The sequence below is a fragment of the Saliniramus sp. genome (genome assembly GCF_035311605.1).
Classification (GTDB): domain Bacteria; phylum Pseudomonadota; class Alphaproteobacteria; order Rhizobiales; family Beijerinckiaceae; genus Saliniramus.
Genome location: NZ_DATGCW010000157.1, coordinates 1 through 23,368, shown reverse-complemented (window position 1 = coordinate 23,368; position 23,368 = coordinate 1). Strand labels below are relative to the sequence as shown.

At 64.1% G+C, this 23,368-nt stretch carries 25 protein-coding genes, 2 tRNA genes and 1 pseudogene; 12 read left to right on the top strand and 16 right to left on the bottom strand.

What is annotated here, in order from left to right; all coding sequences use genetic code 11:
• Positions 1-102: 102 nt before the first annotated feature.
• From VKP01_RS07515 to VKP01_RS07505, 3 genes are all read left to right on the top strand, one after another.
• Positions 103-900: a GNAT family N-acetyltransferase gene (locus VKP01_RS07515; RefSeq protein ID WP_324411533.1), complete on the top strand. Its 798-nt coding sequence runs from the start codon at positions 103-105 to the stop codon at positions 898-900.
• Between the two features lie 127 nt (positions 901-1,027).
• A complete protein-coding gene (locus VKP01_RS07510) occupies positions 1,028-1,966 on the top strand; it encodes a VOC family protein (RefSeq protein WP_324411532.1) in 939 nt (312 codons plus the stop codon).
• Positions 1,967-1,974: 8 nt separating this feature from the next.
• On the top strand, positions 1,975-2,646 hold the full coding sequence (locus tag VKP01_RS07505) for an alpha/beta hydrolase (protein WP_414706545.1): 672 nt from the start codon (positions 1,975-1,977) through the stop codon (positions 2,644-2,646).
• A gap of 6 nt (positions 2,647-2,652) precedes the next feature.
• Here VKP01_RS07505 and ureC read toward each other — a convergent pair whose 3' ends face one another.
• Complete coding sequence (gene ureC, locus VKP01_RS07500) at positions 2,653-4,368, bottom strand: urease subunit alpha (protein WP_324411530.1); 1,716 nt, start codon at positions 4,366-4,368, stop codon at positions 2,653-2,655.
• A 269-nt stretch (positions 4,369-4,637) separates the two neighbouring features.
• Between ureC and VKP01_RS07495 the strand changes: the two genes are divergently transcribed.
• From VKP01_RS07495 to VKP01_RS07485, 3 genes are all read left to right on the top strand, one after another.
• A complete protein-coding gene (locus tag VKP01_RS07495) occupies positions 4,638-5,258 on the top strand; it encodes a MarR family winged helix-turn-helix transcriptional regulator (RefSeq protein ID WP_324411529.1) in 621 nt (206 codons plus the stop codon).
• Positions 5,259-5,344: 86 nt separating this feature from the next.
• Entirely contained in the window at positions 5,345-6,277 is a 933-nt protein-coding gene (locus VKP01_RS07490; protein ID WP_324411528.1) for a DMT family transporter, read from the top strand.
• 60 nt (positions 6,278-6,337) lie between these two features.
• Positions 6,338-7,240 (top strand): CoA ester lyase, encoded by a 903-nt coding sequence (locus VKP01_RS07485; RefSeq protein WP_324411527.1) that lies wholly within the window; start codon positions 6,338-6,340, stop codon positions 7,238-7,240.
• Here the strand turns inward: VKP01_RS07485 and VKP01_RS07480 are convergent.
• From VKP01_RS07480 to VKP01_RS07465, 4 genes are all read right to left on the bottom strand, one after another.
• Positions 7,225-7,479: a Trm112 family protein gene (locus tag VKP01_RS07480; protein ID WP_324411526.1), complete on the bottom strand. Its 255-nt coding sequence runs from the start codon at positions 7,477-7,479 to the stop codon at positions 7,225-7,227. The two genes, VKP01_RS07485 and VKP01_RS07480, sit on opposite strands and share 16 nt — an antisense overlap.
• 29 nt (positions 7,480-7,508) lie before the next feature.
• Entirely contained in the window at positions 7,509-8,204 is a 696-nt protein-coding gene (locus VKP01_RS07475; RefSeq protein ID WP_324411525.1) for an LON peptidase substrate-binding domain-containing protein, read from the bottom strand.
• Positions 8,205-8,216: 12 nt separating this feature from the next.
• The gene (gene trxA / locus VKP01_RS07470) at positions 8,217-9,152 is read right to left on the bottom strand and encodes a thioredoxin (protein ID WP_324411524.1); all 936 of its coding nucleotides are present in this window, start codon (positions 9,150-9,152) and stop codon (positions 8,217-8,219) included.
• A gap of 104 nt (positions 9,153-9,256) precedes the next feature.
• Complete coding sequence (locus VKP01_RS07465) at positions 9,257-9,808, bottom strand: prolyl-tRNA synthetase associated domain-containing protein (RefSeq protein ID WP_324411523.1); 552 nt, start codon at positions 9,806-9,808, stop codon at positions 9,257-9,259.
• Between the two features lie 212 nt (positions 9,809-10,020).
• Here VKP01_RS07465 and VKP01_RS07460 point away from each other — a divergent pair.
• A tRNA-Gly gene (locus tag VKP01_RS07460) sits at positions 10,021-10,095 on the top strand.
• 293 nt (positions 10,096-10,388) lie between these two features.
• Here the strand turns inward: VKP01_RS07460 and VKP01_RS07455 are convergent.
• Together VKP01_RS07455 and clpB are read right to left on the bottom strand one after the other, a co-directional pair.
• Positions 10,389-10,532, bottom strand: a complete 144-nt coding sequence (locus VKP01_RS07455; RefSeq protein WP_324411522.1) for a hypothetical protein — start codon at positions 10,530-10,532, stop codon at positions 10,389-10,391.
• Between the two features lie 196 nt (positions 10,533-10,728).
• Complete coding sequence (gene clpB, locus VKP01_RS07450; protein WP_324411521.1) at positions 10,729-13,392, bottom strand: ATP-dependent chaperone ClpB; 2,664 nt, start codon at positions 13,390-13,392, stop codon at positions 10,729-10,731.
• A 206-nt stretch (positions 13,393-13,598) separates the two neighbouring features.
• On the opposite strand from clpB, the gene VKP01_RS07445 reads away from it, so the two are divergent.
• Together VKP01_RS07445 and VKP01_RS07440 are read left to right on the top strand one after the other, a co-directional pair.
• On the top strand, positions 13,599-13,841 hold the full coding sequence (locus tag VKP01_RS07445; RefSeq protein WP_324411520.1) for a hypothetical protein: 243 nt from the start codon (positions 13,599-13,601) through the stop codon (positions 13,839-13,841).
• A 56-nt stretch (positions 13,842-13,897) separates the two neighbouring features.
• A complete protein-coding gene (locus tag VKP01_RS07440; RefSeq protein ID WP_324411519.1) occupies positions 13,898-14,125 on the top strand; it encodes a hypothetical protein in 228 nt (75 codons plus the stop codon).
• A gap of 11 nt (positions 14,126-14,136) precedes the next feature.
• Here VKP01_RS07440 and VKP01_RS07435 read toward each other — a convergent pair.
• Positions 14,137-14,212, bottom strand: a tRNA-Thr gene (locus VKP01_RS07435).
• Between the two features lie 244 nt (positions 14,213-14,456).
• On the opposite strand from VKP01_RS07435, the gene VKP01_RS07430 reads away from it, so the two are divergent.
• Positions 14,457-14,756: a hypothetical protein gene (locus tag VKP01_RS07430; protein ID WP_324411518.1), complete on the top strand. Its 300-nt coding sequence runs from the start codon at positions 14,457-14,459 to the stop codon at positions 14,754-14,756.
• A 32-nt stretch (positions 14,757-14,788) separates the two neighbouring features.
• Here VKP01_RS07430 and VKP01_RS07425 read toward each other — a convergent pair whose 3' ends face one another.
• A complete protein-coding gene (locus VKP01_RS07425) occupies positions 14,789-15,010 on the bottom strand; it encodes a YdcH family protein (protein WP_324411541.1) in 222 nt (73 codons plus the stop codon).
• A 254-nt stretch (positions 15,011-15,264) separates the two neighbouring features.
• On the opposite strand from VKP01_RS07425, the gene VKP01_RS07420 reads away from it, so the two are divergent.
• Positions 15,265-15,453: a YdcH family protein gene (locus tag VKP01_RS07420; RefSeq protein WP_324411517.1), complete on the top strand. Its 189-nt coding sequence runs from the start codon at positions 15,265-15,267 to the stop codon at positions 15,451-15,453.
• Between the two features lie 154 nt (positions 15,454-15,607).
• Here VKP01_RS07420 and VKP01_RS07415 read toward each other — a convergent pair whose 3' ends face one another.
• A complete protein-coding gene (locus tag VKP01_RS07415) occupies positions 15,608-16,210 on the bottom strand; it encodes a YqgE/AlgH family protein (RefSeq protein ID WP_324411540.1) in 603 nt (200 codons plus the stop codon).
• 157 nt (positions 16,211-16,367) lie between these two features.
• On the opposite strand from VKP01_RS07415, the gene VKP01_RS07410 reads away from it, so the two are divergent.
• On the top strand, positions 16,368-17,291 hold the full coding sequence (locus VKP01_RS07410; protein WP_324411516.1) for a protein-disulfide reductase DsbD domain-containing protein: 924 nt from the start codon (positions 16,368-16,370) through the stop codon (positions 17,289-17,291).
• Between the two features lie 17 nt (positions 17,292-17,308).
• On the opposite strand, the gene VKP01_RS07405 is transcribed toward VKP01_RS07410, so the two are convergent.
• The 6 genes and pseudogenes from VKP01_RS07405 to VKP01_RS07380 form a co-directional block, all read right to left on the bottom strand.
• Positions 17,309-18,166, bottom strand: a complete 858-nt coding sequence (locus tag VKP01_RS07405) for an ABC transporter ATP-binding protein (protein WP_324411515.1) — start codon at positions 18,164-18,166, stop codon at positions 17,309-17,311.
• Positions 18,167-18,258: 92 nt separating this feature from the next.
• Positions 18,259-19,581 carry an ABC transporter substrate-binding protein gene (locus VKP01_RS07400; RefSeq protein WP_324411514.1) on the bottom strand — a complete coding sequence of 441 codons (1,323 nt, stop codon included), beginning with the start codon at positions 19,579-19,581 and terminating at the stop codon, positions 18,259-18,261.
• A gap of 81 nt (positions 19,582-19,662) precedes the next feature.
• A complete protein-coding gene (locus VKP01_RS07395; RefSeq protein ID WP_324411513.1) occupies positions 19,663-20,748 on the bottom strand; it encodes a branched-chain amino acid ABC transporter permease in 1,086 nt (361 codons plus the stop codon).
• Between the two features lie 85 nt (positions 20,749-20,833).
• Positions 20,834-21,790, bottom strand: a complete 957-nt coding sequence (locus tag VKP01_RS07390; RefSeq protein WP_324411512.1) for a branched-chain amino acid ABC transporter permease — start codon at positions 21,788-21,790, stop codon at positions 20,834-20,836.
• A 37-nt stretch (positions 21,791-21,827) separates the two neighbouring features.
• Positions 21,828-22,724: an ABC transporter ATP-binding protein gene (locus VKP01_RS07385; protein ID WP_324411511.1), complete on the bottom strand. Its 897-nt coding sequence runs from the start codon at positions 22,722-22,724 to the stop codon at positions 21,828-21,830.
• Positions 22,721-23,368: pseudogene (locus VKP01_RS07380) on the bottom strand (long-chain fatty acid--CoA ligase); the annotation flags it as partial. The pseudogene VKP01_RS07380 and the gene VKP01_RS07385, both read right to left, overlap by 4 nt.

The following is a 23,368-nucleotide window of genomic DNA, read 5'->3' as shown; positions in this document are numbered from 1 at the left end:
ACCTTGGAACGTCGCTGACTTGCATGGCCATGCGCGCCGACCAGCTCTTCCCGGCGCATCTTGGCGCGGCGACAAATCCGTCACCAGCCCGGAGGGCGCGGCATGCATGCGATCCACCGCAACCATTACCGCATCCGCTTCGCCGAGGAAAACGGCGATATCATGCGTGCCGAGGAACTGCGCCACGCCGCCTTTATCGAGAATCGCCCCGGTGCGCGCCCACGCACCGACGGGCTCGACCGGGATGCCTTTGATGACGTGTACCGGCATCTCCTGATCGAGGACGAGATCAGCGGGACGCTCGTCGCGTGTTTCCGGTTGCTGCCGCTGCGCTCCGGGGAGGATATCGGGCGCAGTTACACGGCCCGGTTCTATGATCTCTCCGCACTGCAGGCCTATCCCGCCTCGGTGATCGAGATGGGGCGGTTCTGCATGCGCCCGGGCTGGCGGGATCCGGCGATCCTGCGGCTGGCCTGGGGCGCGGTCGCGAATGTCGTGGATGCATGCGATGCCGGCCTCCTGTTCGGCTGCAGTTCCTTCACGGGGGCGTCTCATGACACGCATGCTGCGGCGCTCGACCTGCTCGCCGCCCGGTATCGGGCCCCGCCGCACTGGATGCCGGGCATCAAGGCGCCGCAGGTTGTCACGTTTGCCGACAGGGCGCACCATCATCAGGGCGATCCCCGTGACGCGTTTGCGGCGCTCCCGCCGCTCCTGCGCAGCTATCCGGGTCTCGGCGGCTGGGTATCGAATCACGCGGTGATCGATACCGATCTCGATACCCTGCATGTCTTTACAGGGTTGGAAATTGACCGGATTCCGCCACACCGCGCGCGTCGCCTGCGCGATGTACTCCCGCCGATGCCACCGCTCCTTGCAGAGTTGGCGCATTCCGCCTGATATCCCGGCAACCAAGCTTGCATTCGGGCAAGACCTGGCTTGCCCGGCTTACCAATGCGCATGGCGATCTCGATCTGTATGACATCGGAGACGGTGCGTGGGCGCCGCGCGGTTTCGGGAGACGGCCATGAGCGTCGCGGGTATTCATCATGTCACGGCGATGGCGGGCGCGCCCGGTCGCAACCGGTATTTTCACGCCGAGATCCTCGGCCAGCGTCTGGTCAAGCGCACCGTCAATTTCGACGATCCTTCCACCTGGCATCTGTATTACGGCGATGCGGCGGGGCGCCCCGGTTCGGCGCTGACATTCTTTCCCTGGCCCCATATCGCGCCCGGTCGTCCCGGTGACGGCGAGACCGTCGAGACGGCGTTTCGTGCTCCTGAAGGGGCGATGGGTTTCTGGCGTGATCGGCTGGAAGCCCACGGCGTCGCGCATGCCGAGGACACGCGCCAGGGCCGCCGCGCGCTGACCTTTCGCGATCCCGACGGGATGGCTTTCGCCATTATCGGCGTCACGGGTGCCGAGGACGAGCCCGCCTGGACGATCCCCGGGATCGCCAAGGGGCAGGCACTGCGCGGTTTCGAGAGCGTCACCCTCGCTGTGCCCGACCCGGAAGCCACGGCTGCAATCCTGCGCGACGTGCTGGGATTCCGCCACAGTGAGGCGCGGGCCAGGCATATCGGGCTCGCGGGCAGCGATTCGCCGCTGACCGCCGTCGAGATTGCGCAATCCGCTTACGGCGCCCGTCCGCGGCTCGGCGCCGGATCGGTGCATCACGTGGCATTCCGTGCAGCAGACGACGCGGCGCAGGCGGCAATGGCGCAGATCCTGCGCGATCGCTTCGGCATCACCGCGACGGAGCAGCGCGACCGTAACTACTTCCGCTCGATCTATTTCCGCGAGCCCGGCGGCGTGCTGTTCGAGATCGCCACCGACGGTCCGGGTTTCGCCGTGGACGAGGATCCGGGTCATCTGGGTGAGAGCCTGAAGCTGCCGCCAGGCCTCGAGGCGCGTCGCGAGACGATCGCCGCGATGCTGCCCTCGCTGGAGCGGGAGGACGTGTGATGAACGCAATGCCCTCCAATTCACAGGTGAGCGACGCTTTCGGCTTCCGGCACGTCTTCGTGCCGGCCTCGAAGGGCCATGACCAAACGCCGCCGCTACTGTTTCTGCACGGTACCGGTGGCGACGAGCGCGATCTGCTGCCGCTCGCCGGTGAGATCGCTCCGGGCGCCGCGATCCTTTCGCTGCGCGGCAATGTCAGCGAAAACGACATGCCGCGCTTCTTCCGGCGCCTCGCGGAAGGCGTGTTCGACGAAGCCGATCTGCGTGCGCAGACACAGGCGCTCGCCGCCTTCATCGATCAGGCCTGCGCGGCATACGCGCTCTCGCGACCCGTGGCAGTGGGCTTTTCCAACGGCGCCAACATCGCCGCATCCCTGCTCTGGCTCGCGCCGGAAAATCTCGCGGGTGCAGCCCTGTGGCGGGTGATGCGGCCGTTGCCGCAAGCACCGGGAACGCCGCTTTCCGGCAAACCGGTGCTGATCCTGGCTGGCGCCTCCGATCCGCTGATTCCGGCTGCGCGTTCGCAGGAACTGGCTCTTGCGCTCGGCGAAGCCGGCGCCGCCGTCAGCCTCGAAATCCTGCCCGCAGGCCATGGCCTGACCCCGGCTGATCTCGCAATCACCGCGCGTTTTCTGGCAGGCTCGGGCAAGGCAGGCGCGAGTGAGGCAGGCGCGGGCTGATCTTGACTAGAACATGAAATACCGTTGCGCCAGCGGCAGTTCCTTCGCCGGTTCGCAGACGAGCAGTTCCCCGTCCGCCGTCACCGCATAGGTTTCCGGATCGATCTCGATCTGCGGTGTGGCATCGTTGTGGATCATGGACTTCTTCGAGATGCCAGAGCGCACGTTGCGCACCGGCAAGCAGGTTTTTGCCAGTCCGAGCGCCTGTGGCACGCCCTTGTCGATGCCCGCTTGCGAGAGGAAGGTGAAGCTCGTGCGCTGCAGGGCGCGCCCGAAGGCACCGAACATCGGGCGGTAATGCACGGGCTGCGGCGTGGGGATCGAGGCGTTGGGATCGCCCATCGCCGCCGCGATGATGGTGCCCGCCTTGATCACGAGCTTGGGCTTCACGCCGAAGAAGGCCGGGTCCCAGATCACCAGATCGGCGAGCTTGCCGACTTCCACCGCGCCGATATGCTCATCCATGCCGTGCGCGATGGCCGGGTTAATGGTGTATTTGGCGATGTAGCGCCTGACCCGGAAATTATCCGCCCCCGTGCCGGCATCCTCGGCAAGCGCGCCGCGCTGCGTCTTCATCTTGTGGGCGGTCTGCCAGGTGCGGGTGATCACCTCGCCAACCCGGCCCATGGCCTGGCTGTCGGAGGCCATGATCGAGAGCGCGCCGAGATCGTGCAGGATATCCTCCGCCGCGATCGTCTCCTTGCGGATGCGGCTCTCGGCGAAGGCGAGATCTTCCGGGATCGACGGGTCGAGATGGTGGCAGACCATCAGCATGTCGAGATGCTCGTCGATCGTATTGACCGTGAAGGGGCGCGTCGGATTGGTCGAGGAGGGAATGACGTTTTCGAGTCCCGCCACCTTCATGATGTCCGGCGCATGACCGCCGCCGGCGCCCTCGGTATGGAAGGCGTGGATGGTGCGCCCCTTGAAGGCCGCCACGGTATCCTCGACGAAGCCGCTTTCATTCAGCGTGTCGGTGTGAATCATCACTTGCACGTCGTATTCATCAGCGACCGAGAGACAATTGTCGATCGCAGCCGGCGTGGTGCCCCAGTCTTCGTGCAGCTTCATGGCGCAGACGCCCGCCTCGATCATCTCGACAAGGGCGCCGGGCAGGGCCGCATTGCCCTTGCCGGCAAAGGCGAGGTTCATCGGCAGCCCGTCTGCGGCTTCGAGCATCTTCGCGATATGCCAGGAGCCCGGTGTGCAGGTGGTGGCGTTGGTGCCATCGGCGGGGCCGGTGCCGCCGCCGAGCATGGTGGTCAGCCCCGACATCAGCGCATCTTCCACCTGCTGCGGGCAGATGAAATGGATATGCGCATCGAAGCCGCCCGCAGTGATGATCTTGCCCTCGCCCGCGATCGCCTCGGTGCCCGGGCCGATGATGATATCGACGCCTGGCTGGATATCGGGATTGCCGGCCTTGCCGATGCCGGCGATGCGCCCGTCCCTGATGCCGATATCCGCTTTCACGATCCCCCAATGATCGATGATGGTGGCATTGGTGATCACCGTATCGACGGCGCCCTCGGCGCGGGTGCGCTGGCTCTGGCCCATCCCGTCGCGAATCACCTTGCCGCCACCGAATTTCACCTCCTCGCCATAGCTGGTGAAATCGCGCTCGATCCTGATGACGAGATCGGTATCGGCCAGCCGCACCGTGTCGCCCGTGGTGGGGCCGAACATGGCGGCGTAATCAGCGCGCGGGATGGAATAAGGCATCGGGTTTCTCCGGGGGTGTGCTCTGGCGGCTTGCTCTGGCGGCATTCTTGGCGGCATCCTTGGTAACAGGAGCATACACGAAGCGTGCCAGAAATCGCCGGCGCTGCCGATGGCTTTTTCGATCCCGAGCGCCGGAGGATGATGGCCTTCACTGTCATGCGCGCGTCATGGTCGTGGTGGCAAACTGTATGCGGCAAAGGATTGCCGTGTCATGCTTCAACCGGGCGCCCCGATACGAGGGGCGAGCCGGAGATATCGGCGGGTATGCGATGAAACATCCAGGCGAAAAAAGCGTGGGCTGGGTGCTGATGCGGGCGGCGCGCCTGCATCGCGCCCGGATGGGCGAGAAACTCGTCGCACTCGGGCTGTATCCGGGCCAGGAGCAGGTGCTTCAGGCGCTGGCCGCCCGGGATGCTGCACCGGGCGGCAAGGGTGGCAACAAGGGGGGCAACAAGAGAAATGACGCTCCTCTCGGCATGAGCATGGGCGAACTCGCAACGATCCTGCAGGTGCGTCCGCCCACCGCTTCGAAGACGGTCTCGCGCCTCTCGGCGATGGGCCTCGTCGCGCGGCAGGACCGTACAACTGACGGGCGCGTCGTGCGCGTCGCGCTGACCGAGGCGGGGCAAGCGCGCGCAGAGGCCATCACGGGGCTCTGGGACGAGGTCGAGGACGAATTGCTCGCCGGGCTCGACGGCAAGGATCGCAAGCGCCTGCGCAAGGTCCTGCGCAAGGTCGGACGCAATCTCGCGCGCCTTGCCGCCGCCGATGATTCCGCACTGGCCGATGGTGATGACGACGAGGATGGCGACGAGACCGCCGGCGCCGACAGCCCGGAGGCAATCGCCCTCGCGCCCGGAGCGCCGGATCGGGATCCGATTTCCGCCTGACGCTGCGGCAGGCCGTTCGAAACTTTCCGATCGCCCTGTGCGCAATCGCAAGGCCAGCATATTGCGCGCGGGTTTATGCTCACCTCATGGACGAACGAGCCCGCCGCCCCGCATCTTCCGGCAATCTCGATGCGCCCGCTTCCCCCGAGGAGCGCCGCAGCAGGCTGATCGCCATCGCCCTGATGAGCGGCGCGCTGGCCTGTTTCTCCTGCCTCGACGCGACGGCGAAATGGCTCGCGGGCCAAGGGGTCGATCCGCTCCAGACGGTCTGGGCGCGCTATACGGTCAGCGTGGTGCTGGTCTCGTTCTTCGTCAATCACTGGACCAGCCCCGGCGTGCTGCGCACCAGCCGCCCGGTTCTCCAGGTCGCACGTTCGATCCTGCTGATGGCCTCGACCATCCTCAACTTCATCGCCCTGCAATATCTACAGCTGGCCGAAACCATCTCGATCCTCTTCGCCACGCCCTTCCTGGTGGCGCTGCTCGCCGGGCCGATCCTGGGTGAATGGGCCGGGCCGCGCCGGATGATCGCCATCGGCGTGGGTTTTCTCGGCGTGCTCGTTGTGACCCGTCCGGGCTTCGGCGGCATGCATCCCGCCGCTTTCCTTTCGGTGGCCGGCGCCATCTGCTACGCGCTCTACGGCATCTCGACACGCCTCCTGGCCGCGACCGATTCCTCGCGCACCACCATGGTCTATTCGGGGCTCGCCGGGGTTGCGCTGATGACGCCGATCCTGCCCTTCGTCTGGCAAATGCCGGACGAGCCTCTGATCTGGTTCCTGCTCTGCGCGGTGGGCTTCTACGGCGGGTTCGGGCATTGGCTGCTGATTCTGGCTCATGCCCGCGCGCCGGCGCCGATCCTGGCACCCTTCATCTACAGCCAGCTTCTCTGGATGCTGCTCCTTGGCTATTTCGTCTTCGGCGACTGGCCCGATCCCTGGACGCTTGTCGGCGCGAGCATTGTCATCGCCTCCGGGCTCTACCTGCTCTATCGTGAGCGTCTGCGCCGAACGGGCTGACCGGGCCTGACGGCATCGCGGGCGTTGCGCCGCAATAACAGGCAGGAGACTGATCGCATCATGAGCATTCACCCCCGTCGCAGCGCGCTCTACATGCCCGGCGCCAATTCCCGTGCCCTCGACAAGGCGCGTGGTCTCGATGCCGATGTGCTGATCCTCGATCTGGAGGATTCTGTCGCGCCGAAGGCGAAGGAAGACGCGCGCCATTCGGTCTGCGCCATGGTAGCGGGCCGCGCCTGGCCGGGACGTGAGACCGTGATCCGCGTGAACGGGCCGGGCTCGCACTGGTTCGAAGCCGATTTCGAAGCGGCCTGCGCGGCAGGGCCCGATGCCATCCTGATCCCCAAGGTCGAAAGCGCATGCGCCCTGTTCGACATCGCGATCCGCCTGCGCGAAGCCGATGCGAGCCCGCATGTGCGCATCTGGGCGATGATCGAGACGCCCGGCGCGATCCTGCGCATCGCCGAGATTGCAGCCTGCGCGGATGATCCCGCGACCCGGCTGGATTGTCTGGTGATGGGGCTCAACGATCTGGCCAAGGAGACCCGCGCACGCCTCACGCCGGGACGCGAGAGCATGCTGCCCTGGCTGCAGGGCGCGCTGATCGCCGCGCGCGCATACGGGCTCGATATTCTCGACGGTGTCTGCAACGCCATCAACGATACCCAGGCTTTCGAGGCCGAATGCCGGCAGGGGCGCGATCTCGGATTCGACGGCAAGAGCCTGATTCACCCGACCCAGATTGCGCCCGCCAACGCGGTCTTCGCGCCTGATCCACAGGAGGTCGCACAGGCGCGTGCGATTCTCGATGCTTTCGCGCAGCCGGAGAATGCCGGCAAGGGCGTGATCGCGCTCGACGGGCGCATGGTCGAGCGGCTGCATGCGCAGATGGCCGAGCGCGTCGTCGCCCTCGCCGAGGCGATCGCTGCGCGCACGAAGAGCACGCCTCAATCAGGAAGCTGACGCGCTTCCTCGGGGAGCATGATCGGGATCCCGTCACGGATCGGATAGGCGAGCCGCGCCTGTCTGGAGATCAGCTCCTGCTTGTCCGCATCATATTCCAGCGTTGCCTTGGTCAGCGGGCAGACGAGGATTTCCAGCAGTTTGGGATCGATCCCGAAAGGTGCCGACGATACAGGCCCGGGTGATGCGGGATCGGGAGATGCGTCTTGACGTTCTGGAACGGGTTGGTGTTCGGACATGGTTCGACATCCCTGGAGGCCCGGTCGGGCTATTGCATGGTCGGCGAGGAATCTTCGTCATCGCCGCCGCGCAGCACTTCGATCTCGGTGAGCGCGATCAGCGCCTCGGCGCGGTTCTTCAGATCCGGAGCCTCAAGCAGCGCCTGTTTTTCCGCCGCCCCGAACGGGGTCATCATGCAAAGCGCATTGACCAGCGCCTCATTCGGTGCCTGCTCGACGCCGCGCCAGTCGACCTCGATCTCCATCACCTTGACGAATTGGCGAAGGGCCGCGATCAGGCGCTCACGATCGACCTCATCCTCGCCGGCGCGGGCGATGAAATCGGTCTCGAACGCGGAGAAATCGGCGCGCACCTGACGATAGGGCGTCATCACGGTGAACTCCTCGATCACGCGAAACCGCGCGATGCCGGTGAGCGTGAGCAGGTAGCGCCCGTCACCGGTCTCGGCGATCTGGGTGATGCGTCCGGCACAGCCGACCCGATAGAGCCGCCCGGGCGTGGCGTTTCCGCCCTCGCCGGAGCCGGGTATCCCGTCTGATTCCGGCTGTACCATGCCGATCAGCCGCTCGCCGCGCAGGGCATCGTCGATCATCGCCATGTAACGCGGCTCGAAGATGTTCAACGGCATCTGGCCGCGCGGCAGAAGCAGCGCGCCAGGCAGGGGAAAGACCGGAATCACGTCAGGGCAATCCTGCGGACCGCGATAGGCGATATTCGTGGGCATGGTGCCCTCCGCTTATTTGAAGAGCACGGCCGAAAGCTTGCGGCGCCCGGCAATGCTCGCGGGATCCTTGGGCCCCCAGGCCTCGAAGAATTCCAGGAGTTGCTTGCGCGCGCCATCCTCGTTCCATTCCCGATCACGCTTGACGATCTCGACGAGATGCTCCGCCGCCTCCATGCGCCTGTTGGCGCCGGCCAAGGCAGTGGCGAGATCGAAACGCACCTGATGATCATCGGGATCGGCGGCCAGCTTCACCTCGAGTTCGGCGGTATCACCGAGCTTCCCGGCCTGCTCGGCGAGCTCCAGCGCCTTGCGCACGGCAACGATGGCGGGGTCGTCCCGCTTGTCTTCCGGTGTCATGTCGAGAAAACGCCGGGCGCCCTCGACATCCTGCATGTCGAGATGCAACCGGGCCATGCCGGCGATTGCCGGGGCATTGTCGTTTTCCTGCTGCAGCACGGCAGCAAAGAGCTGCGCGGCACCCTGAACATCACCATCCGCAGCGAGCTTGTGTGCCTCCTCCAGGGCCTGCTCCACCGGAGAGGGCCCCTGCGCGCCGCCACCGAGCTTGGCGATGAAGGCATCGATCTGGCTCTCGGGCACGGCGCCCATGAAACCGTCGACCGGTTGTCCCTGGCTGAAGGCGATCACGGCGGGGATCGACTGGATGCCGAGCTGGCCGGCAATGGCGGGGTGATCGTCAATATTCATCTTGACGAGCTTGACCTTGCCGGCCGCCTTGGTCACCGCCTTCTCGATCACCGGGGTGAGCTGCTTGCAAGGGCCGCACCAGGGCGCCCAGAAATCGACGAGAACCGGCTGGTTCATCGATTCGGCGATAACGTCCTCGCGAAACGTCGCGGTGGTCGTCTCCTTGATCAGATCGGCGCCGGCCTGTTGCGCCGTGCCGGGGGCCGGGGTCGCCTGTCCCGTCATCGAATTGCCGAACATGCTCGTCTCACTCTCTGGCTCTTCAACCGCTGCGCGGTCCGTTGGCGTGATCGCGCCGGATGTCGGCGCAGGGTTGTCCGAGGTTGCCGTTTAAAAGGTTGCTCTCAAGATGGGATCGCCGCATCGTTTTGACCAGCCCCGGAATCTGCGGATTTCTCTTCCGGCGGCACCGGCAGATCGCGAATCCGTGTCTCGTGGCCATGCTCCGCGAGAAAGCTGATCAGATCGGCCACACGCATCGAGGTGGTCATGGTGTTGATCAGCGGATGGGCGTTGATGATCTCCTGATCGGCCAGGCGCCGGTCAAGCACGAAGGAGATTTTCTCCGGCGGCGCATTCACCAGGGCGAGCGGCGTCACCGAACCCGGCTCGACGCCGAGAAGCGCCCCGAGCAGTTCCGCCGAGCCGAATGACAGCCGCCCGGAGCCCCCGATCACGGGATGCAGCCGCTTGAGATCGACGGGGCTTTCCGATTCCGCCGTCACCAGGAAGATGCGACCCTTCTTGTCCTTCAGGAAGAGGTTTTTCGTATGCCCGCCCGGAATACGCGCCTTCACATGCTGCGATTCCGCCACCGTAAACACGGCTTCGTGCCCGGTGGTGGTAGTCGCGTAGCCGCGCTTATCGAGGGCGGCGAGAAGTTGTTGCGGTGTCATCATGGCTTTGCTTGTACCCATGCACGGGCCCGGCCTCAAGGCATACGGCGTTTCTGCGGGAGCCTGTGCCGGGAAATCGGCGAAAAATCCGCAAGAAAATCCTCAAAAAATCCTCAAAAAATCCTCTTGCAAAGCCCGCGCGTCTGGTTCATATCAACCCCGTCGACGCGGTGGCGATCACCGCAGACGGTTTCAGGGCCGTCACGGAGCGTGCGGGTGTAGCTCAGGGGTAGAGCACAACCTTGCCAAGGTTGGGGTCGTGGGTTCGAATCCCATCGCCCGCTCCATTTTCCTTCATTGATATTTGGTTTCTATCGCGCAGTCGGCGTCAACGTGAGCCCTGCCGCGTCACGAGGAGGCCCGGATCACCGGGCCCCGCTTCGCGCAATCCGGCGATCACGCAAACGGCGAGAATGGGGCACGGCGAATGTTCGCAGCGGCGTTATCCGAATTCGCACGCTGGATATTTCGCTTCGCCAGTCAGTATTGCGCATGCGCCCGCATGGCGCGCCGACAGTGGCGTCTTTCGATCAGGCAATAAAAAAAGGCGGCAATTGCCGCCTGTTTGTGCATTTCTCCGTCAGGGCAGCAGGGCCGCCAGGGAGAAGGTCGGAGCGGAGAGTGTCGCCAGACTGATGATGGCTGCCGCGCCGATCGCGCCGAAAACAATGGAAACGCCGAGCATCGGCATGAGATCCCTGTTGGCTGTCCTGAACACATTCATGATTCTGACCTCCCGTTTCGCATTCCGACAACACTGCCGAAGCAAGATCGGTTCCAGAATTCCTTAACAAAATTTTTTGCGGCGCAACATCCGCATGAATGCGCAGGGTTGCAACGTCCTGTCAAGCTTTCACATGGCTTTGCGACCACTGCGCCGGTTTCCCGGCGCAGTGTACTGATGCAGCGCAGCACGGCTCTCAGTGCAGCGCGGAACCGTCGCCGGGCTTGTCGGCCGGGTTGTCCGGAGCAGGCGGCAGCGCACCCGGCGCCGCCGCGATCCCACCGATCATCAGCCCCAGCGGACCGACGCTGACAGGCACCGTCTCGCCATCCTTGATGGCGCCGGCGAGGATCGCCTCGGCCAGCGGATCCTGCACCGATTTCTGGATGACGCGCTTGAGCGGACGCGCCCCATAGGCCGCGTCATAGCCCTTCTGGCCGAGCCAGTCCCGCGCCTCCTCGGTCAGTTCGAGCCTGATCTTGCGCTCGTCGAGGAGCTTTTGCAGGCGCTGCAGCTGGATCGCGACGATGGCGCCCATCTGCTCGCGCTGCAGGCGATGGAACAGGATGATCTCGTCGACGCGGTTGAGGAATTCGGGGCGGAAATGGCCGCGAACGACCCCCATCACCGTGTCGCGCACCGCATCCGTATCCTCGCCCTCGCTCTGGGCCACGAGGAATTCCGAGCCGAGATTCGAGGTCATCACGATCAGCGTGTTGCGGAAATCCACCGTGCGGCCCTGGCCGTCGGTGAGGCGCCCGTCATCGAGCACCTGGAGGAGCACGTTGAACACGTCGGGATGCGCCTTCTCGATCTCGTCGAAAAGCACGACCTGGTAGGGCCGCCGGCGCACCGCTTCCGTCAGCGCCCCGCCCTCGTCGTAACCGACATAGCCGGGAGGCGCGCCGATCAGGCGGGCGACGGAGTGCTTTTCCATGTATTCCGACATGTCGATGCGCACCAGCGCGCTCTCGTCGTCAAACAGGAATGACGCCAGCGCCTTGGTCAGCTCGGTCTTGCCGACGCCGGTGGGGCCAAGGAACATGAACGAGCCGATCGGGCGGTTGGGATCCTGCAAACCGGCCCGGGCACGACGTACGGCGGTCGAGACGGCATGAACTGCCTCACGCTGGCCGACGACCCGCTTGGCGAGCTGGGTCTCCATGGCGAGCAGTTTCTCGCGCTCGCCTTCGAGCATGCGATCCACCGGCACGCCGGTCCAGCGCGAGACCACGCCGGCAATGTGATCTGGCGTCACCGCCTCTTCCATCAGCGCCCCGTCGGCGGGACCAGCGTCTTCCGCCGCCTCGGTCTGCGAAAGCTGCTTCTCGAGATCGGGAATGATGCCGTAGGCGAGCTCGCCGGCGCGCTGATACTGCCCCTCGCGTTGGACCTGGGCGAGCTCGGTGCGGGCCTCGTCGAGGCGCCGCTTGAGCTCCGCCGCTGCGCCGAGCTTGCTCTTCTCGGCATTCCAGCGCGCAGTGATCTGCGCGGACTGCTCCTCGAGATCGGCGAGCTCCTTCTCGAGCCGGGCGAGGCGATCCCTGGAGGCGGTATCCGCCTCCTTCTTCAGCGCTTCGCCCTCGATCTTCAGCCGGATGATCTCGCGATCGATGGAATCGAGCTCTTCAGGCTTCGAATCGACCTGCATGCGCAACCGCGCGCCCGCCTCATCGACGAGGTCGATGGCCTTGTCGGGCAGGAAGCGGTCGGTGATGTAGCGGTTCGACAGGGTGGCCGCCGCGACGAGCGCCGAATCGGCGATGCGCACGCCGTGATGCTGCTCGTATTTCTCCTTCAGCCCGCGCAGGATCGAAACCGTATCCTCGACGGTCGGTTCGGAGACGAAGACGGGCTGGAAGCGTCGGGCGAGCGCTGCATCCTTTTCCACATGCTTGCGGTACTCGTCGAGCGTGGTGGCGCCGACGCAATGCAGTTCACCGCGCGCGAGCGCCGGCTTCAGCAGGTTCGAGGCGTCCATCGCCCCGTCGCCCTTGCCGGCACCGATCAGGGTGTGCATCTCGTCGATGAATAGCACGATCTCGCCCTCTGCCGCAGTCACCTCCTGCAGGACGCCCTTGAGACGCTCCTCGAATTCACCGCGATATTTCGCCCCCGCGATCAGCGCGCCCATATCGAGGGCGAGCAGGCGCTTGTCGCGCAGGCTCTCCGGCACATCGCCATTGACGATGCGCAGTGCGAGCCCCTCGACGATGGCGGTCTTGCCGACGCCGGGTTCGCCGATCAGGACGGGATTGTTCTTGGTGCGGCGCGAGAGCACCTGGATGGCGCGGCGGATCTCCTCGTCGCGACCGATCACCGGATCGAGCTTGCCGTCTCGCGCCGCCTGGGTCAGATCGCGGGCGTATTTCTTCAAGGCCTCGTAGGCGTTCTCCGCCGAGGCGTTGTCGGCGGTGCGACCCTGGCGCAGGGCGTTGATCGCCGCGTTTAGGTTTTGCGCGCTGACCCCCGCCTTTGCAAGCGCCTTGCCGGCCTCGGTATCCTTCTCGATGACGAGTGCGAGCAGCAGTCGCTCCACCGTGACGAAGGAATCGCCGGCCTTGTCGGCGGCCTTTTCCGCCGCGTCGAAAACACGTGCCGTGCCGGGCTGGAGATAGAGCTGGCCGCTGCCGCCCTCGACCTTGGGAAGCTTCGCGAGCGACTGGTCTGTGAGTTGGAGCGCGGTCTTCGCGTCGCCGCCGGCGCGCGCGATCAGGCCTGCGGCCATGCCTTCGGAATCATCGAGCAGGGCTTTGAGCACATGCTCGGGCGCGAATTGCTGGTGCCCCTCACGAAGGGCGATGGTCTGCGCCGCCTGGAGGAAGCCTCGGGCGCGTTCGGTATATTTCTCGATATTCATCTCTCGTCCTTTCAAGCCACCCATGGACGCCCCGAACGGGCACGCCTCATGATGCTCTGCTAACGCGCCGGCCCTTCCTGGTAAGCAACCGGCATCCCTGATCTAGGTGTTGCTGATGCGCCACACAAGACCCGATGTCATCATGGAACGCGGTCACGGTCGACGCGTTGATCAAACTTATTGAAGATCATCGAAAGGAGGCGCGCATGGCCGAAGAATCCGACGAGAGGAAAAAGGAAGACGCCGCAACACAAGCGCCTGAGGAAGGCGACAAGCGCAAGCGGCCCGGCACGGACAATTCCCCGGGTCAGGGCGGGTTCCATCATGCCGATACCCGGATGGGTCACGAGCATTCAAAATTGCTCGGCGAGGCCGAGCGTGTGGTGACCGGCAAGGACAAGCCGCCCAAAAGTGCCGACGAAGACGAAATCGACAAGGCGAAGGAGTGAGGTCCATCCCGGGACGGGATCACCCTCGCACGAACGCCAATTGCGGAGATGACGAATTGAGCGCCAAATCCGGGAAGACCGAGTTGCAGAAGAACATGGAAAAGGCGCTGGACATGAAGCGCGGATCCGAGAGTGCGACGCAGATCCACGACGATCAGACGGCGGGCAAGGGCATGCAGTCCAACCCCAACGAGAAGATCGCGCCTTCCGGCGCCCTTGATGCAGAGGGGCACAGGCCGGTCGTGAGCCGCTCGCGCGGTGTGCGCGTCAGCGACAGGGGTTGAGGGCCGGGAAATGGTGCCGGTTGTCAGACTCGAACTGACGACCTACCGCTTACAAGGCGGTTGCTCTACCAACTGAGCTAAACCGGCATCGTGGAAGCCATTACCCCGTTTTCGGCTCCGGATGCAAGAATTCTGGTGAGCGCTTTCGGCTGGGCACCCGGGGGCGCACCACAGCCGTTCGGGGCGGCGCTTTCCGTTTCCGGAATATACGATCCCGGATTGCTCTGCCGCATCGGCCAAGCCGATGCAGATTCGTGCTGACGGGAGCCTTGCGGGCGTTTAGACTTCGTTAACCACAATGCAGGAAATCGGGGATCGAAGGATGAATGCCATGTCGCTTGCACCGATCAGCCGCAGCCTGACAGGCGCCGCCCTTTGCGCTGCCGCGCTGATCGCCCTCGCTGTCGTCCCGCTTGCCGTCCTCGCCACACCGGCCGGGGCGGAGACCAGCCGAATCACGGTCCTGACCGGGTCGCAGGGAAATCAATCAAAGATTGCCGGCAGCCGGAGCGATCAGACGATCCGCATCGTCATCGCCGATCCCGTGCGCCCCGGCATTCGCCGGCCACCCGTCGCGGAACCCGTGCTCTATGTCATCGAGGATGACGAGGCCGTGCGCGCCGTGCGCTGACGCGCTGTCTGGCGCCTTCGATAACGGCGCGTTCAAGCGATGATATCGGGATTGAGCTGGTCTTCAAGGTCGATGATCCGGTCGCGCAGGATCAGCTTTCGTTTTTTCAGGCGCTGCAGCTGCAGCTTGTCGCTGGTGCTCATGGTCTCGAGCGCGTCGATCGCCGAATCGAGGTCGCGATGCTCCTGGCGCAGGCGCTCCAGCTCGCGGCGCAGCGCCCGCTCCTCGTCACGAGGACCGCCGAAGGCGACGATGTTGTCGGCGACCAGATTGTCGACATTATCGTTCCCGCAATCTCCCGCATCGCGGTAAGTCTCGTCTTCGCCGACCATATTCGCTCCGCGACGCCTCACGTGTTGTGGGTGCATACAGTAAGCCTTTCCACAGCAGGCGTCCAGCCCGCAGAATTCGGCAAATCGGTCAAATGCGAATGATGCGATTATCTTTGAATCGCCACGTTTCGTGTGACAGTATGATGACGTCGGCACAAACGAATGGAGGACCCGACATGTCGCTGCAGAGCCATCTCGTGGAGTTGGAAAAAAAGCACCAGGCATTGGAGAAGGCGCTTCACGAAGCCCAGATCCGCCCCTCTTCGGATGACCGCGAAGTCGCCGAACTCAAACGCAGGAAGCTCCAGCTCAGGGACGAGATCTCGCGCCTGCAACAGGCAAACGGCAAGGCTACCGTCCACTGAAATTGTTTCATGACCGGCCCCGTCGCGCGCGGCGGGCCTGACCGCCGCGTCCGTGACGAGATGCGGCGGTTTCGTTTCAGGGCATCATTTCGTCAGGCGTATACCGGCTGAATGTGAAGAAACGATTCGCGCGGGAATGATTGGAAGCACCCGGTCAGGCATGGCCCGCCGATGATGACAGCAGGGCCGGGTCGATACCCAGAAGGTGCAGAGCGCGCGCGTATTGGTCATCGGCAGCATGGTTGAAGACGACATCCGGATCGGCCGGGCAGCTCAACCATCCATTGCTCTGGATTTCGCTCTCCAGCTGTCCCGCACTCCACCCGGCATAACCCAGCGCGAGCACGGCATCGCGTGGTCCATGCCCGCGGGCGATGGCGCGCAGAATGTCGACCGTGGATGTCAGGCAGATCTCGGGGGCGACGGCCTGGGTCGATTGCGCTACCCGGTAATCGGGGGAATGCAGCACGAAGCCGCGGCTGGTCTCGACTGGCCCGCCCATCAGGACAGGCATGCGATCGAGCGCAACAGGAAGACGCATCGCATCATCATCTCCGATGATCTCCAGTTGCACCAGGAGATCGGGCAGCCGCAGATCGGATGCCGGTTTGTTGATGACGATACCCATCGCGCCCCGCGCGGAGTGCTCGCAGACATAGATCACGGCACGCATGAAACGCTCATCCGGCATGCCGGGCATGGCGATGAGCAAATGCCCTTCGAGATTGTCGAATGCGCTGACCCGGTCCTTGCCCATGGTGACACGATCCTCTCTGCAGAGCCCAGAATCGCGAAACCGGATGCCGATGTCCATCGATTTGTGATCCCCGGTCACGCATCCTTGAGCGCGGTGGACTTGGAGGCCGGGCGGGAGAAGGTTACCTGTAGATCTCAAAAGCGAGAGGACGATGCGAATGAGGTTTGCGCGACATGACGAACTCTTCGACGGCGCCGTGGCGCGCGCCGGGCGGCGCAATCGGTTTCAGCCATTGCGAGTCCCGGCAGCTGCATCCGTGTTTCTGCTCGCGCTGTCGGCGGGCATGGCCGGATCGGCCATCGCACAGGAAACCGCCTGGGAAGAAGGCCATGCCTCCCGCGCACGGCTCATCGCCGGCGCCGGCGACGGGACGCAGATGCTCGCCGGTATCGAGATCGAACTCGCAGAAGGCTACAAGACCTATTGGCGCCATGCCGGTGATTCGGGTCTGCCGCCGGAGATCGATTGGTCCGGCTCGCGGAATGTCGCGGATCTCTCACTCGAATTCCCCGCCCCGGGGCGTTTCAGGGATGCGAGCGGCACGTTCTTCGGTTACCAGGATGACGTTCTCCTGCCTGTGATGATCACGCCGACCGATACCGGCGAACCGGTGACGCTCAGCGTCAGTCTGAGCTACGGAGTGTGCAAGGATGTCTGTATTCCCGCCTTCGCCGATTTCGAATTGACCATTCCCGTCGCGCAGAGCGGGGGGCATGCGCCACGCCTCGCCGACGCGTCGAGGCAGGTGCCCCGCCGCGTCACACCTGGCGAGACTTATGCCGGGCTCGCCTTCCATGACCACGCCGTGACCGATGACGGCAAGCTCGCACTGACCGTCGCGGCGCCGCCCGATGCCCTGTTGATGGCGGAAGGCCCGGATTATCACTGGTTCCTCGATCCCGATGATGCGCCCCGGGCCGATTTGTCGGGCCGACAGGTCTTCACGGTCGATTTTGCCGAGACCCCGCGTGAGATCATGGGCGCGACGTCTTTCCGCTTCACGCTGGTCGGGGATGGCGCAGCCATCGAGACGCTGATCGAGATTCCGCAGGAAGCCTTGCGCAGGCTCGCCGGGCGCTGATCGCTGCAGGCCCGCCTTCAGGCTAGCCAGCGCTTGCGGCGCTTGTAGGTCTTGACGTTTCGGAAGGAGCGTGCGCCGCTATCCGAGATGCCGAGGTAGAATTCCTTCACATCCTCGTTCTCGCGCAGCATCTTCGCCTCACCGTCCATCACCACGCGCCCCGTCTCCAGAATGTAGCCGTAGGTGGCGTAGCGCAGCGCCATGTTGGTGTTCTGCTCCGCCAGCAGGAAGGAGACGCCTTCCTTTGCGTTGAGATCCTGCACGATTTCGAAGATTTCCTCGACGATCTGCGGCGCCAGCCCCATCGAGGGCTCGTCGAGCAGGATCATCTTGGGCTTGCTCATCAGGGCGCGCCCGATGGCGCACATCTGCTGCTCGCCGCCGGACGTGTAGCCCGCCATGGCGCTGCGGCGCTCGCGCAGACGGGGGAAATAGTTGTAGACCTTCTCCATATCCGCCTTGATGGCGGCGGATCCGTCCTTGCGGGTGAAGGCGCCGGTGAGGAGGTTTTCCTCGATGGTCAGGTGGCCGAAGCAGTGGCGGCCTTCCAGAACCTGGATGCAGCCACGTCGTACCAGGTCATTGGGTGACAGCCGCTCGATGCGCTCGCCCTCGAACTCGATCGAGCCCTTGGTCACCTCGCCGCGCTCGGCATGGAGCAGGTTGGAGATGGCCTTGAGCGTCGTGGTCTTGCCGGCACCGTTGGCGCCGAGAATGGCGACGATGCCGCGTCGCGGCACGTTGAGCGAGACTCCCTTCAGCACCAGGATGACGTGATCGTAGATCACTTCGATATTGTTGACCGACAGGATCAGATCCTTCGTCTGCGGATCAGGCGCGCTCTGTTCGGGCGCGGTTTCAGTCGTGGCGCTCATCTCGGATTCATCCTGCAGGGTCATCACGATCGGGGTCCGGCGGAGCGGCAGTGGCGCCCCGCCGGGATTTCGTCAGTGGCGCGGAGCCTGCCTCAGGGGCATTCTTCCGTCCGCTCGGGCCATCCGGAATCGGCCGCAGCGTAGGATTGAGCGGCGTCTTCGATCAGGGGCCGCACGAATTCCGTCATCGGCGACATCCAGTCGGTCCCCTGTGTCCAGGCATCACCGCCCCATTGGGCCACATAGACCTGATTATGACCGCTATGGTCTTCGCAGGTGATGGCAAGCGGCGCCATGAAGCCGTCCATGCCCATCTCGACCACACGCTCCTGCGTGATGTTCATCGCCTCGAGCCCGAGCCGCATATCGGTACCGTCGATCACGTCCTTGCCCGTGATTTCCTGCGCCGTACGGATCGCTTCGGCGACCAGCATCGAGTTGTAGATGCCGCGGTTGTAGAGGTTGTCGCCGATGCGCTCGCGCGGGAACTGCGAGAGGCCGCGTTCGTGCACATAGGTGATGATATCGTCCATGAAGGGGTAGTCGGAGCCGACGCCATGGAAGTTCAGCGACTTGTAACCGGCAGCCTCGGCCCCGCCGGCGCGGGCATCCTCGTCGCCACCGGCCCACCAGACACCGACCAGGCGATCCACGGGGAAGTTGGTGCGCACGGCTTCACGCACTGCGGTGGGGTTCATGGCGCCCCAGCCCTGCAGGTAGATCCAGTCCGGACGGTCGCGACGCACGTTCAGCCAGACCGAGGACTGGTTCTGCATGTCCTGTGCGGGAACCGGGTAGAGCTTGACCTCGAAACCGTGTTCTTCGGCAAGCGCCTCGAGCACCGGGATCGGCTCGCGCCCGTAGGGAGCATCGAGATGCAGGAGACCGATGGTCTTGCCCGCGAGGTTCTCGAAGCCGCCTTCGACATCCGCGACATGCTTGACGAAGGCGGAAGCGCCGTCCCAATAGGTCACCGGCGGGTTGAACACCCACGGGAATGTGGTGCCGTCAGCCGCTGCCGAAAGACCGTAGGCCATCGACAGCACGGGAATCTCGTCGACCGCAGCGCGCGGGATCAGTTGCAGGGTGATGCCCGTGGAATAGGGATTAATCACGACCGGATTGTTGCCGCGCACGGATTCGTAGCATTCCACGCCGCGCGTGGTGTCGTAGCCGGTTTCGCATTCCTCGATGATCAGAGGCACGCCACCGATACCGCCATCGCGCTCGTTCAGCATGGTGAGATAATCATGCATGCCGTCCGCGATCGGGATGCCGGAGCCGGCGAAGGCGCCGGTGCGATAGGTCAGAAGCGGCACATAGATGCCGTCCTGCGCCTGCGCCGCCGTCACCGCAGCGGATGCGGCGAAGACGGAAGCGGCCAGAGCGCCGATACCGTATAATCTGAGTGACATGAGCGTTCCCCTCCCAGGGTCATGGCCGTTGACCGGCCGGTTTCAGTCTGCTGCGACGTCTCCTTGTGATTCCGGCCGCCCCTAATAGGGGAACGGCCAGACCCGGAGCTTCTGTTTGACGATCTGCCATAGCCGCGCGAGGCCGTGCGGCTCGACGATCAGGAAGAAGATGATCATGGCGCCGAGGATCATGAAGCGCAGATGCTCGATCGTCTCGGCGCCGATGCGGATGCCCAGCGGCTCAAAGATCGCAGGCAGCAGAGCGCCCATGGCGATCGGGAGCATGAAGATCAGAGCCGCGCCAAAGAACGAGCCGATCAGCGAACCGAGACCACCGATGATCACCATGAACAGGATTTCAAAGGACTGGTCGATGTTGAAGACGTTGTATTCCGCGCCGCCATACCAGAGAAAGACCATCATCGCCCCGGCCACGCCGCAATAATACGACGAGACCGCAAAGGCCATGAGCTTGGCCTTGAAAGGGCGAATGCCCATCAGTTCGGCTGCGATGTCCATGTCGCGGATCGCCATCCATTGCCGACCGATACGACCATGCACGATGTTGGACGCGATCCAGGTCAGGATGATCACGATGGTCAGAACCACGATGTAGCGCGCCTGCGGCGTCGCCGCAGCGCCGACGATCTGCACGTCGAACAGGGTGCGCCGGGGCGCCTCGATAGCCCCGGAGATGTTGTAGTTCACCAGCCAGGGCACCCGGTTGAAGGTCCATTGCAGGAAGAACTGCGCGGCGAGTGTCGCCACGGCGAGATAGAACCCCTTGATGCGCAGGCTCGGCAGGCCGAAGAGCACCCCGATACCGGCGGCGAAGAAGCCGGAGACGAAGATCCAGACGACGACGTTTACCTCGGGGAAGATCGTCATCAGCTTGTAGCAGGCGTAGGCGCCCACACCCATGAAGGCGCCGGTACCGAGCGAGAGCAGACCGGTATAGCCGACCAGCATGTTCAGCCCGATCGCCGCGAGGGCGAAGATCAGGAACGGAATCAGCACTGCCTGGAGCATGAAGGTCGAGCCGAAAAAGGCCATGGAATAGGCCAGCAGGATGATCACGACAATGCCGATCCGGTCCTGCTTCAGCGGGAACACCGCCATGTCTGCGGCATAGTTCGATTTGAATTGCCCGGCCTCACGATAGATCACGGCGCGATTCCCTTCCTGGTCTCGTTATGCGGTGCCCGGACCGGCTCCGGCTGCATGCAAAGCGTGTCGTTCTTCCTGCGCATCGTCATATTCGTTCGATGATCTTTTCGCCGAACAGCCCCTGCGGACGGAAGACGAGGAAGATCAGTGCGATCACATAGGCAAACCAGCTCTCGATACCCCCGCCCACGATCGGGCCCCAGTAGAACTCGGCCAGCTTCTCGCCGAAGCCGATGATGAGCCCGCCGACGATCGCGCCCGGGATCGAGGTGAAGCCGCCGAGGATCAGAACAGGCAGCGCCTTAAGCGCGATGATCTGAAGGGCGAAGGAGACGTCCGAGCGCGCGCCCCACATGATCCCAGTGACCAGCGCGACGATGCCGGCGGCGAACCAGACGATCACCCAGATCTGGTTGAGCGAAATGCCGACGGAGAGCGCCGCCTTGTGGCTGTCGGCCACCGCGCGAAGGGCCCGCCCGATGCGGGTCTTGGAGAAGAAGATGCCGAGCGTGGCGATCATGATCACCGCGATCACCGCAGCCGCCACGTCGATATGCTGCACGGCGACAAAGCCGCCGGCCACGTCGAAGCTGGTCCGGCCTTGCGGCAGCATCAGCTCCGAGGTGATCATCTGCTTGGGCTCCCCGCCGAAGATCAGCTCGCCGAAACCGATCAGGAAATAGGTGATCCCGAAGGTGGCCATGAAGAGAATGATATCGGGCTGATTCACAAGGGGTCGCAGCACCACCCGTTCGACCGTGACGGCGAGCAAAAACATAACCCCGATCGCCAGCGCCAGCGCGAGGATGGCCGGCACGCCCATGGCATGGAAGCCCACCAGCGTCAGCGCGGCGAACACCACCATGATGCCCTGGGCGAAGTTGAACACCCCCGACGCCTTGAAGATGAGGACGAAGCCGAGGGCGATCAGCGCATAGAGGATGCCGGAAACGAAGCCCTCCCAGAGAACCTGCAGAAGCAGGTCCGGGGCCTCGCCCATGAAGGCGAAGGGTTCGATGAAGATCTGGTGCAGGAGGTTCATGAGCGTTGACTCGCGGCTTTGCTTCTGGCTCGAGGCTTCAATGCGGCACGCCGAGATAGGCGTCGATGACCTTCTGGTCGCGTTTCACCTCATCCGGCGTCCCGTCCGCGATCTTGCGGCCGTATTCGAGCACGACGACGCGGTCCGACAGATCCATCACCACGCCCATATCGTGTTCAATCAGGGCGATGGTGGTGCCGAAATGGTTGTTCACGTCGAGGATGAAGCGGCTCATGTCCTCTTTCTCCTCGAGATTCATGCCCGCCATGGGCTCGTCGAGAAGCAGCAGATCAGGCTCCATGGCCAGCGCCCGGCCAAGTTCCACGCGCTTTTGCAGTCCGTAGGGGAGCTTGCCGACGGGCGTCTTGCGGATCGCCTGGATCTGCAGGAAGTCGATGATATCTTCGACCACGCGGCGATGCGCGACTTCCTCGCGCATCGCCGGGCCGAAGCGCAGGATCTGCCAGAACAGGTTCGCTTTCATCTTCAGCGAACGCCCCGCCATGATGTTGTCAAGGGTCGACATGCCCTTGAACAACGCCACGTTCTGGAAGGTCCGCGCGATCCCGCCTGCGGCGGCCTCATAGGGGCGCATCTTGCGCCGCGTCTCGCCACGAAAGGTGATCCTGCCCTCGGTGGGATGATAGAACCCGTTGATGCAGTTGAGCATCGAGGTCTTGCCGGCCCCGTTGGGCCCGATGATCGCGCGGATTTCGCCCTTGCGGATATCGAAGGAGACGTCGGTCAGGGCTTTCACGCCACCGAAACCCAGCGAGACATTGTCGACGGCGAGCAGCACTTCCTCGGAACGACGGAGCGCAGGCGCTGCCACTAACGGAGCGTCACCCCCGGCGCCCTGCGGCTCCACGGTTTCGCACGCTGGCTTTTCGGTGGCCTTCTCGGCGATCTCGGCGCTGGTCGGGTTCACGCTCATGCGGCCTTCTCCATGGCGGCTTCGGTCGTGACCGGGTGGATCGGCATGTCACGGATCGTCACCCGCGCCGCGATGACGCCCTTGCGCCCGTCCTCGAAGGTGACTTCGGTGCGGATATCGGCCTCTGTCGAACCATCGTAGAGTGCCGTGACGAGGGGTTCGTAGCGCTCGGCGATGAAGCCGCGCCGGACCTTCTGCGTGCGCGTCAGTTCGCCGTCATCGGCATCGAGCTCCTTGTGCAGGATAAGGAAGCGCTTGACCTGGGCGCCACCCATGCGCGGCTCGGCGGCAAGCGAGCGGTTCACCTCGTCCACATGCGCGGCGATCATCTCGTAGACACGCGGATGCTGCGCGAGCTCCTGATAGGAGGCGTAGATCACGTTGTTGCGCTCCGCCCAGTTGCCCACGGCCGTGAGGTCGATATTGATGAAGCAGGTGACGAAATCGCGCTCGTGCCCGTAAGCGACGACTTCCTTGATATTGGGATAGAATTTGAGCTTGTTCTCGACGTATTTTGGCGGGAACAGCGAACCGTCATTGAGCTTGCCGACATCCTTGGCCCGGTCGATGATGCGCAGGTGGCCGGTCTGCGGATCGAAGAACCCCGCATCGCCCGAGCGGACGTAACCATCCGCCGTCTTGGT

Bases quoted from the DNA above. Each gene is read 5' to 3' on its own strand.
- VKP01_RS07410 (WP_324411516.1), top strand. From the start codon at position 16,368: ATGAGGTTTGCGCGACATGACGAACTCTTCGACGGCGCCGTGGCGCGC.
- VKP01_RS07385 (WP_324411511.1), bottom strand. From the start codon at position 22,724: ATGAGCGTGAACCCGACCAGCGCCGAGATCGCCGAGAAGGCCACCGAA.
- VKP01_RS07455 (WP_324411522.1), bottom strand. From the start codon at position 10,532: ATGAATGTGTTCAGGACAGCCAACAGGGATCTCATGCCGATGCTCGGC.
- VKP01_RS07480 (WP_324411526.1), bottom strand. From the start codon at position 7,479: ATGTCCGAACACCAACCCGTTCCAGAACGTCAAGACGCATCTCCCGAT.
- VKP01_RS07445 (WP_324411520.1), top strand. From the start codon at position 13,599: ATGGCCGAAGAATCCGACGAGAGGAAAAAGGAAGACGCCGCAACACAA.
- ureC (WP_324411530.1), bottom strand. From the start codon at position 4,368: ATGCCTTATTCCATCCCGCGCGCTGATTACGCCGCCATGTTCGGCCCC.
- VKP01_RS07485 (WP_324411527.1), top strand. From the start codon at position 6,338: ATGAGCATTCACCCCCGTCGCAGCGCGCTCTACATGCCCGGCGCCAAT.
- VKP01_RS07490 (WP_324411528.1), top strand. From the start codon at position 5,345: ATGGACGAACGAGCCCGCCGCCCCGCATCTTCCGGCAATCTCGATGCG.
- VKP01_RS07515 (WP_324411533.1), top strand. From the start codon at position 103: ATGCATGCGATCCACCGCAACCATTACCGCATCCGCTTCGCCGAGGAA.
- VKP01_RS07510 (WP_324411532.1), top strand. From the start codon at position 1,028: ATGAGCGTCGCGGGTATTCATCATGTCACGGCGATGGCGGGCGCGCCC.
- VKP01_RS07390 (WP_324411512.1), bottom strand. From the start codon at position 21,790: ATGAACCTCCTGCACCAGATCTTCATCGAACCCTTCGCCTTCATGGGC.
- VKP01_RS07430 (WP_324411518.1), top strand. From the start codon at position 14,457: ATGTCGCTTGCACCGATCAGCCGCAGCCTGACAGGCGCCGCCCTTTGC.
- VKP01_RS07405 (WP_324411515.1), bottom strand. From the start codon at position 18,166: ATGAGCGCCACGACTGAAACCGCGCCCGAACAGAGCGCGCCTGATCCG.
- VKP01_RS07415 (WP_324411540.1), bottom strand. From the start codon at position 16,210: ATGGGCAAGGACCGGGTCAGCGCATTCGACAATCTCGAAGGGCATTTG.
- VKP01_RS07505 (WP_414706545.1), top strand. From the start codon at position 1,975: ATGCCCTCCAATTCACAGGTGAGCGACGCTTTCGGCTTCCGGCACGTC.
- VKP01_RS07420 (WP_324411517.1), top strand. From the start codon at position 15,265: ATGTCGCTGCAGAGCCATCTCGTGGAGTTGGAAAAAAAGCACCAGGCA.
- clpB (WP_324411521.1), bottom strand. From the start codon at position 13,392: ATGAATATCGAGAAATATACCGAACGCGCCCGAGGCTTCCTCCAGGCG.
- trxA (WP_324411524.1), bottom strand. From the start codon at position 9,152: ATGTTCGGCAATTCGATGACGGGACAGGCGACCCCGGCCCCCGGCACG.
- VKP01_RS07495 (WP_324411529.1), top strand. From the start codon at position 4,638: ATGAAACATCCAGGCGAAAAAAGCGTGGGCTGGGTGCTGATGCGGGCG.
- VKP01_RS07465 (WP_324411523.1), bottom strand. From the start codon at position 9,808: ATGACACCGCAACAACTTCTCGCCGCCCTCGATAAGCGCGGCTACGCG.
- VKP01_RS07475 (WP_324411525.1), bottom strand. From the start codon at position 8,204: ATGCCCACGAATATCGCCTATCGCGGTCCGCAGGATTGCCCTGACGTG.
- VKP01_RS07400 (WP_324411514.1), bottom strand. From the start codon at position 19,581: ATGTCACTCAGATTATACGGTATCGGCGCTCTGGCCGCTTCCGTCTTC.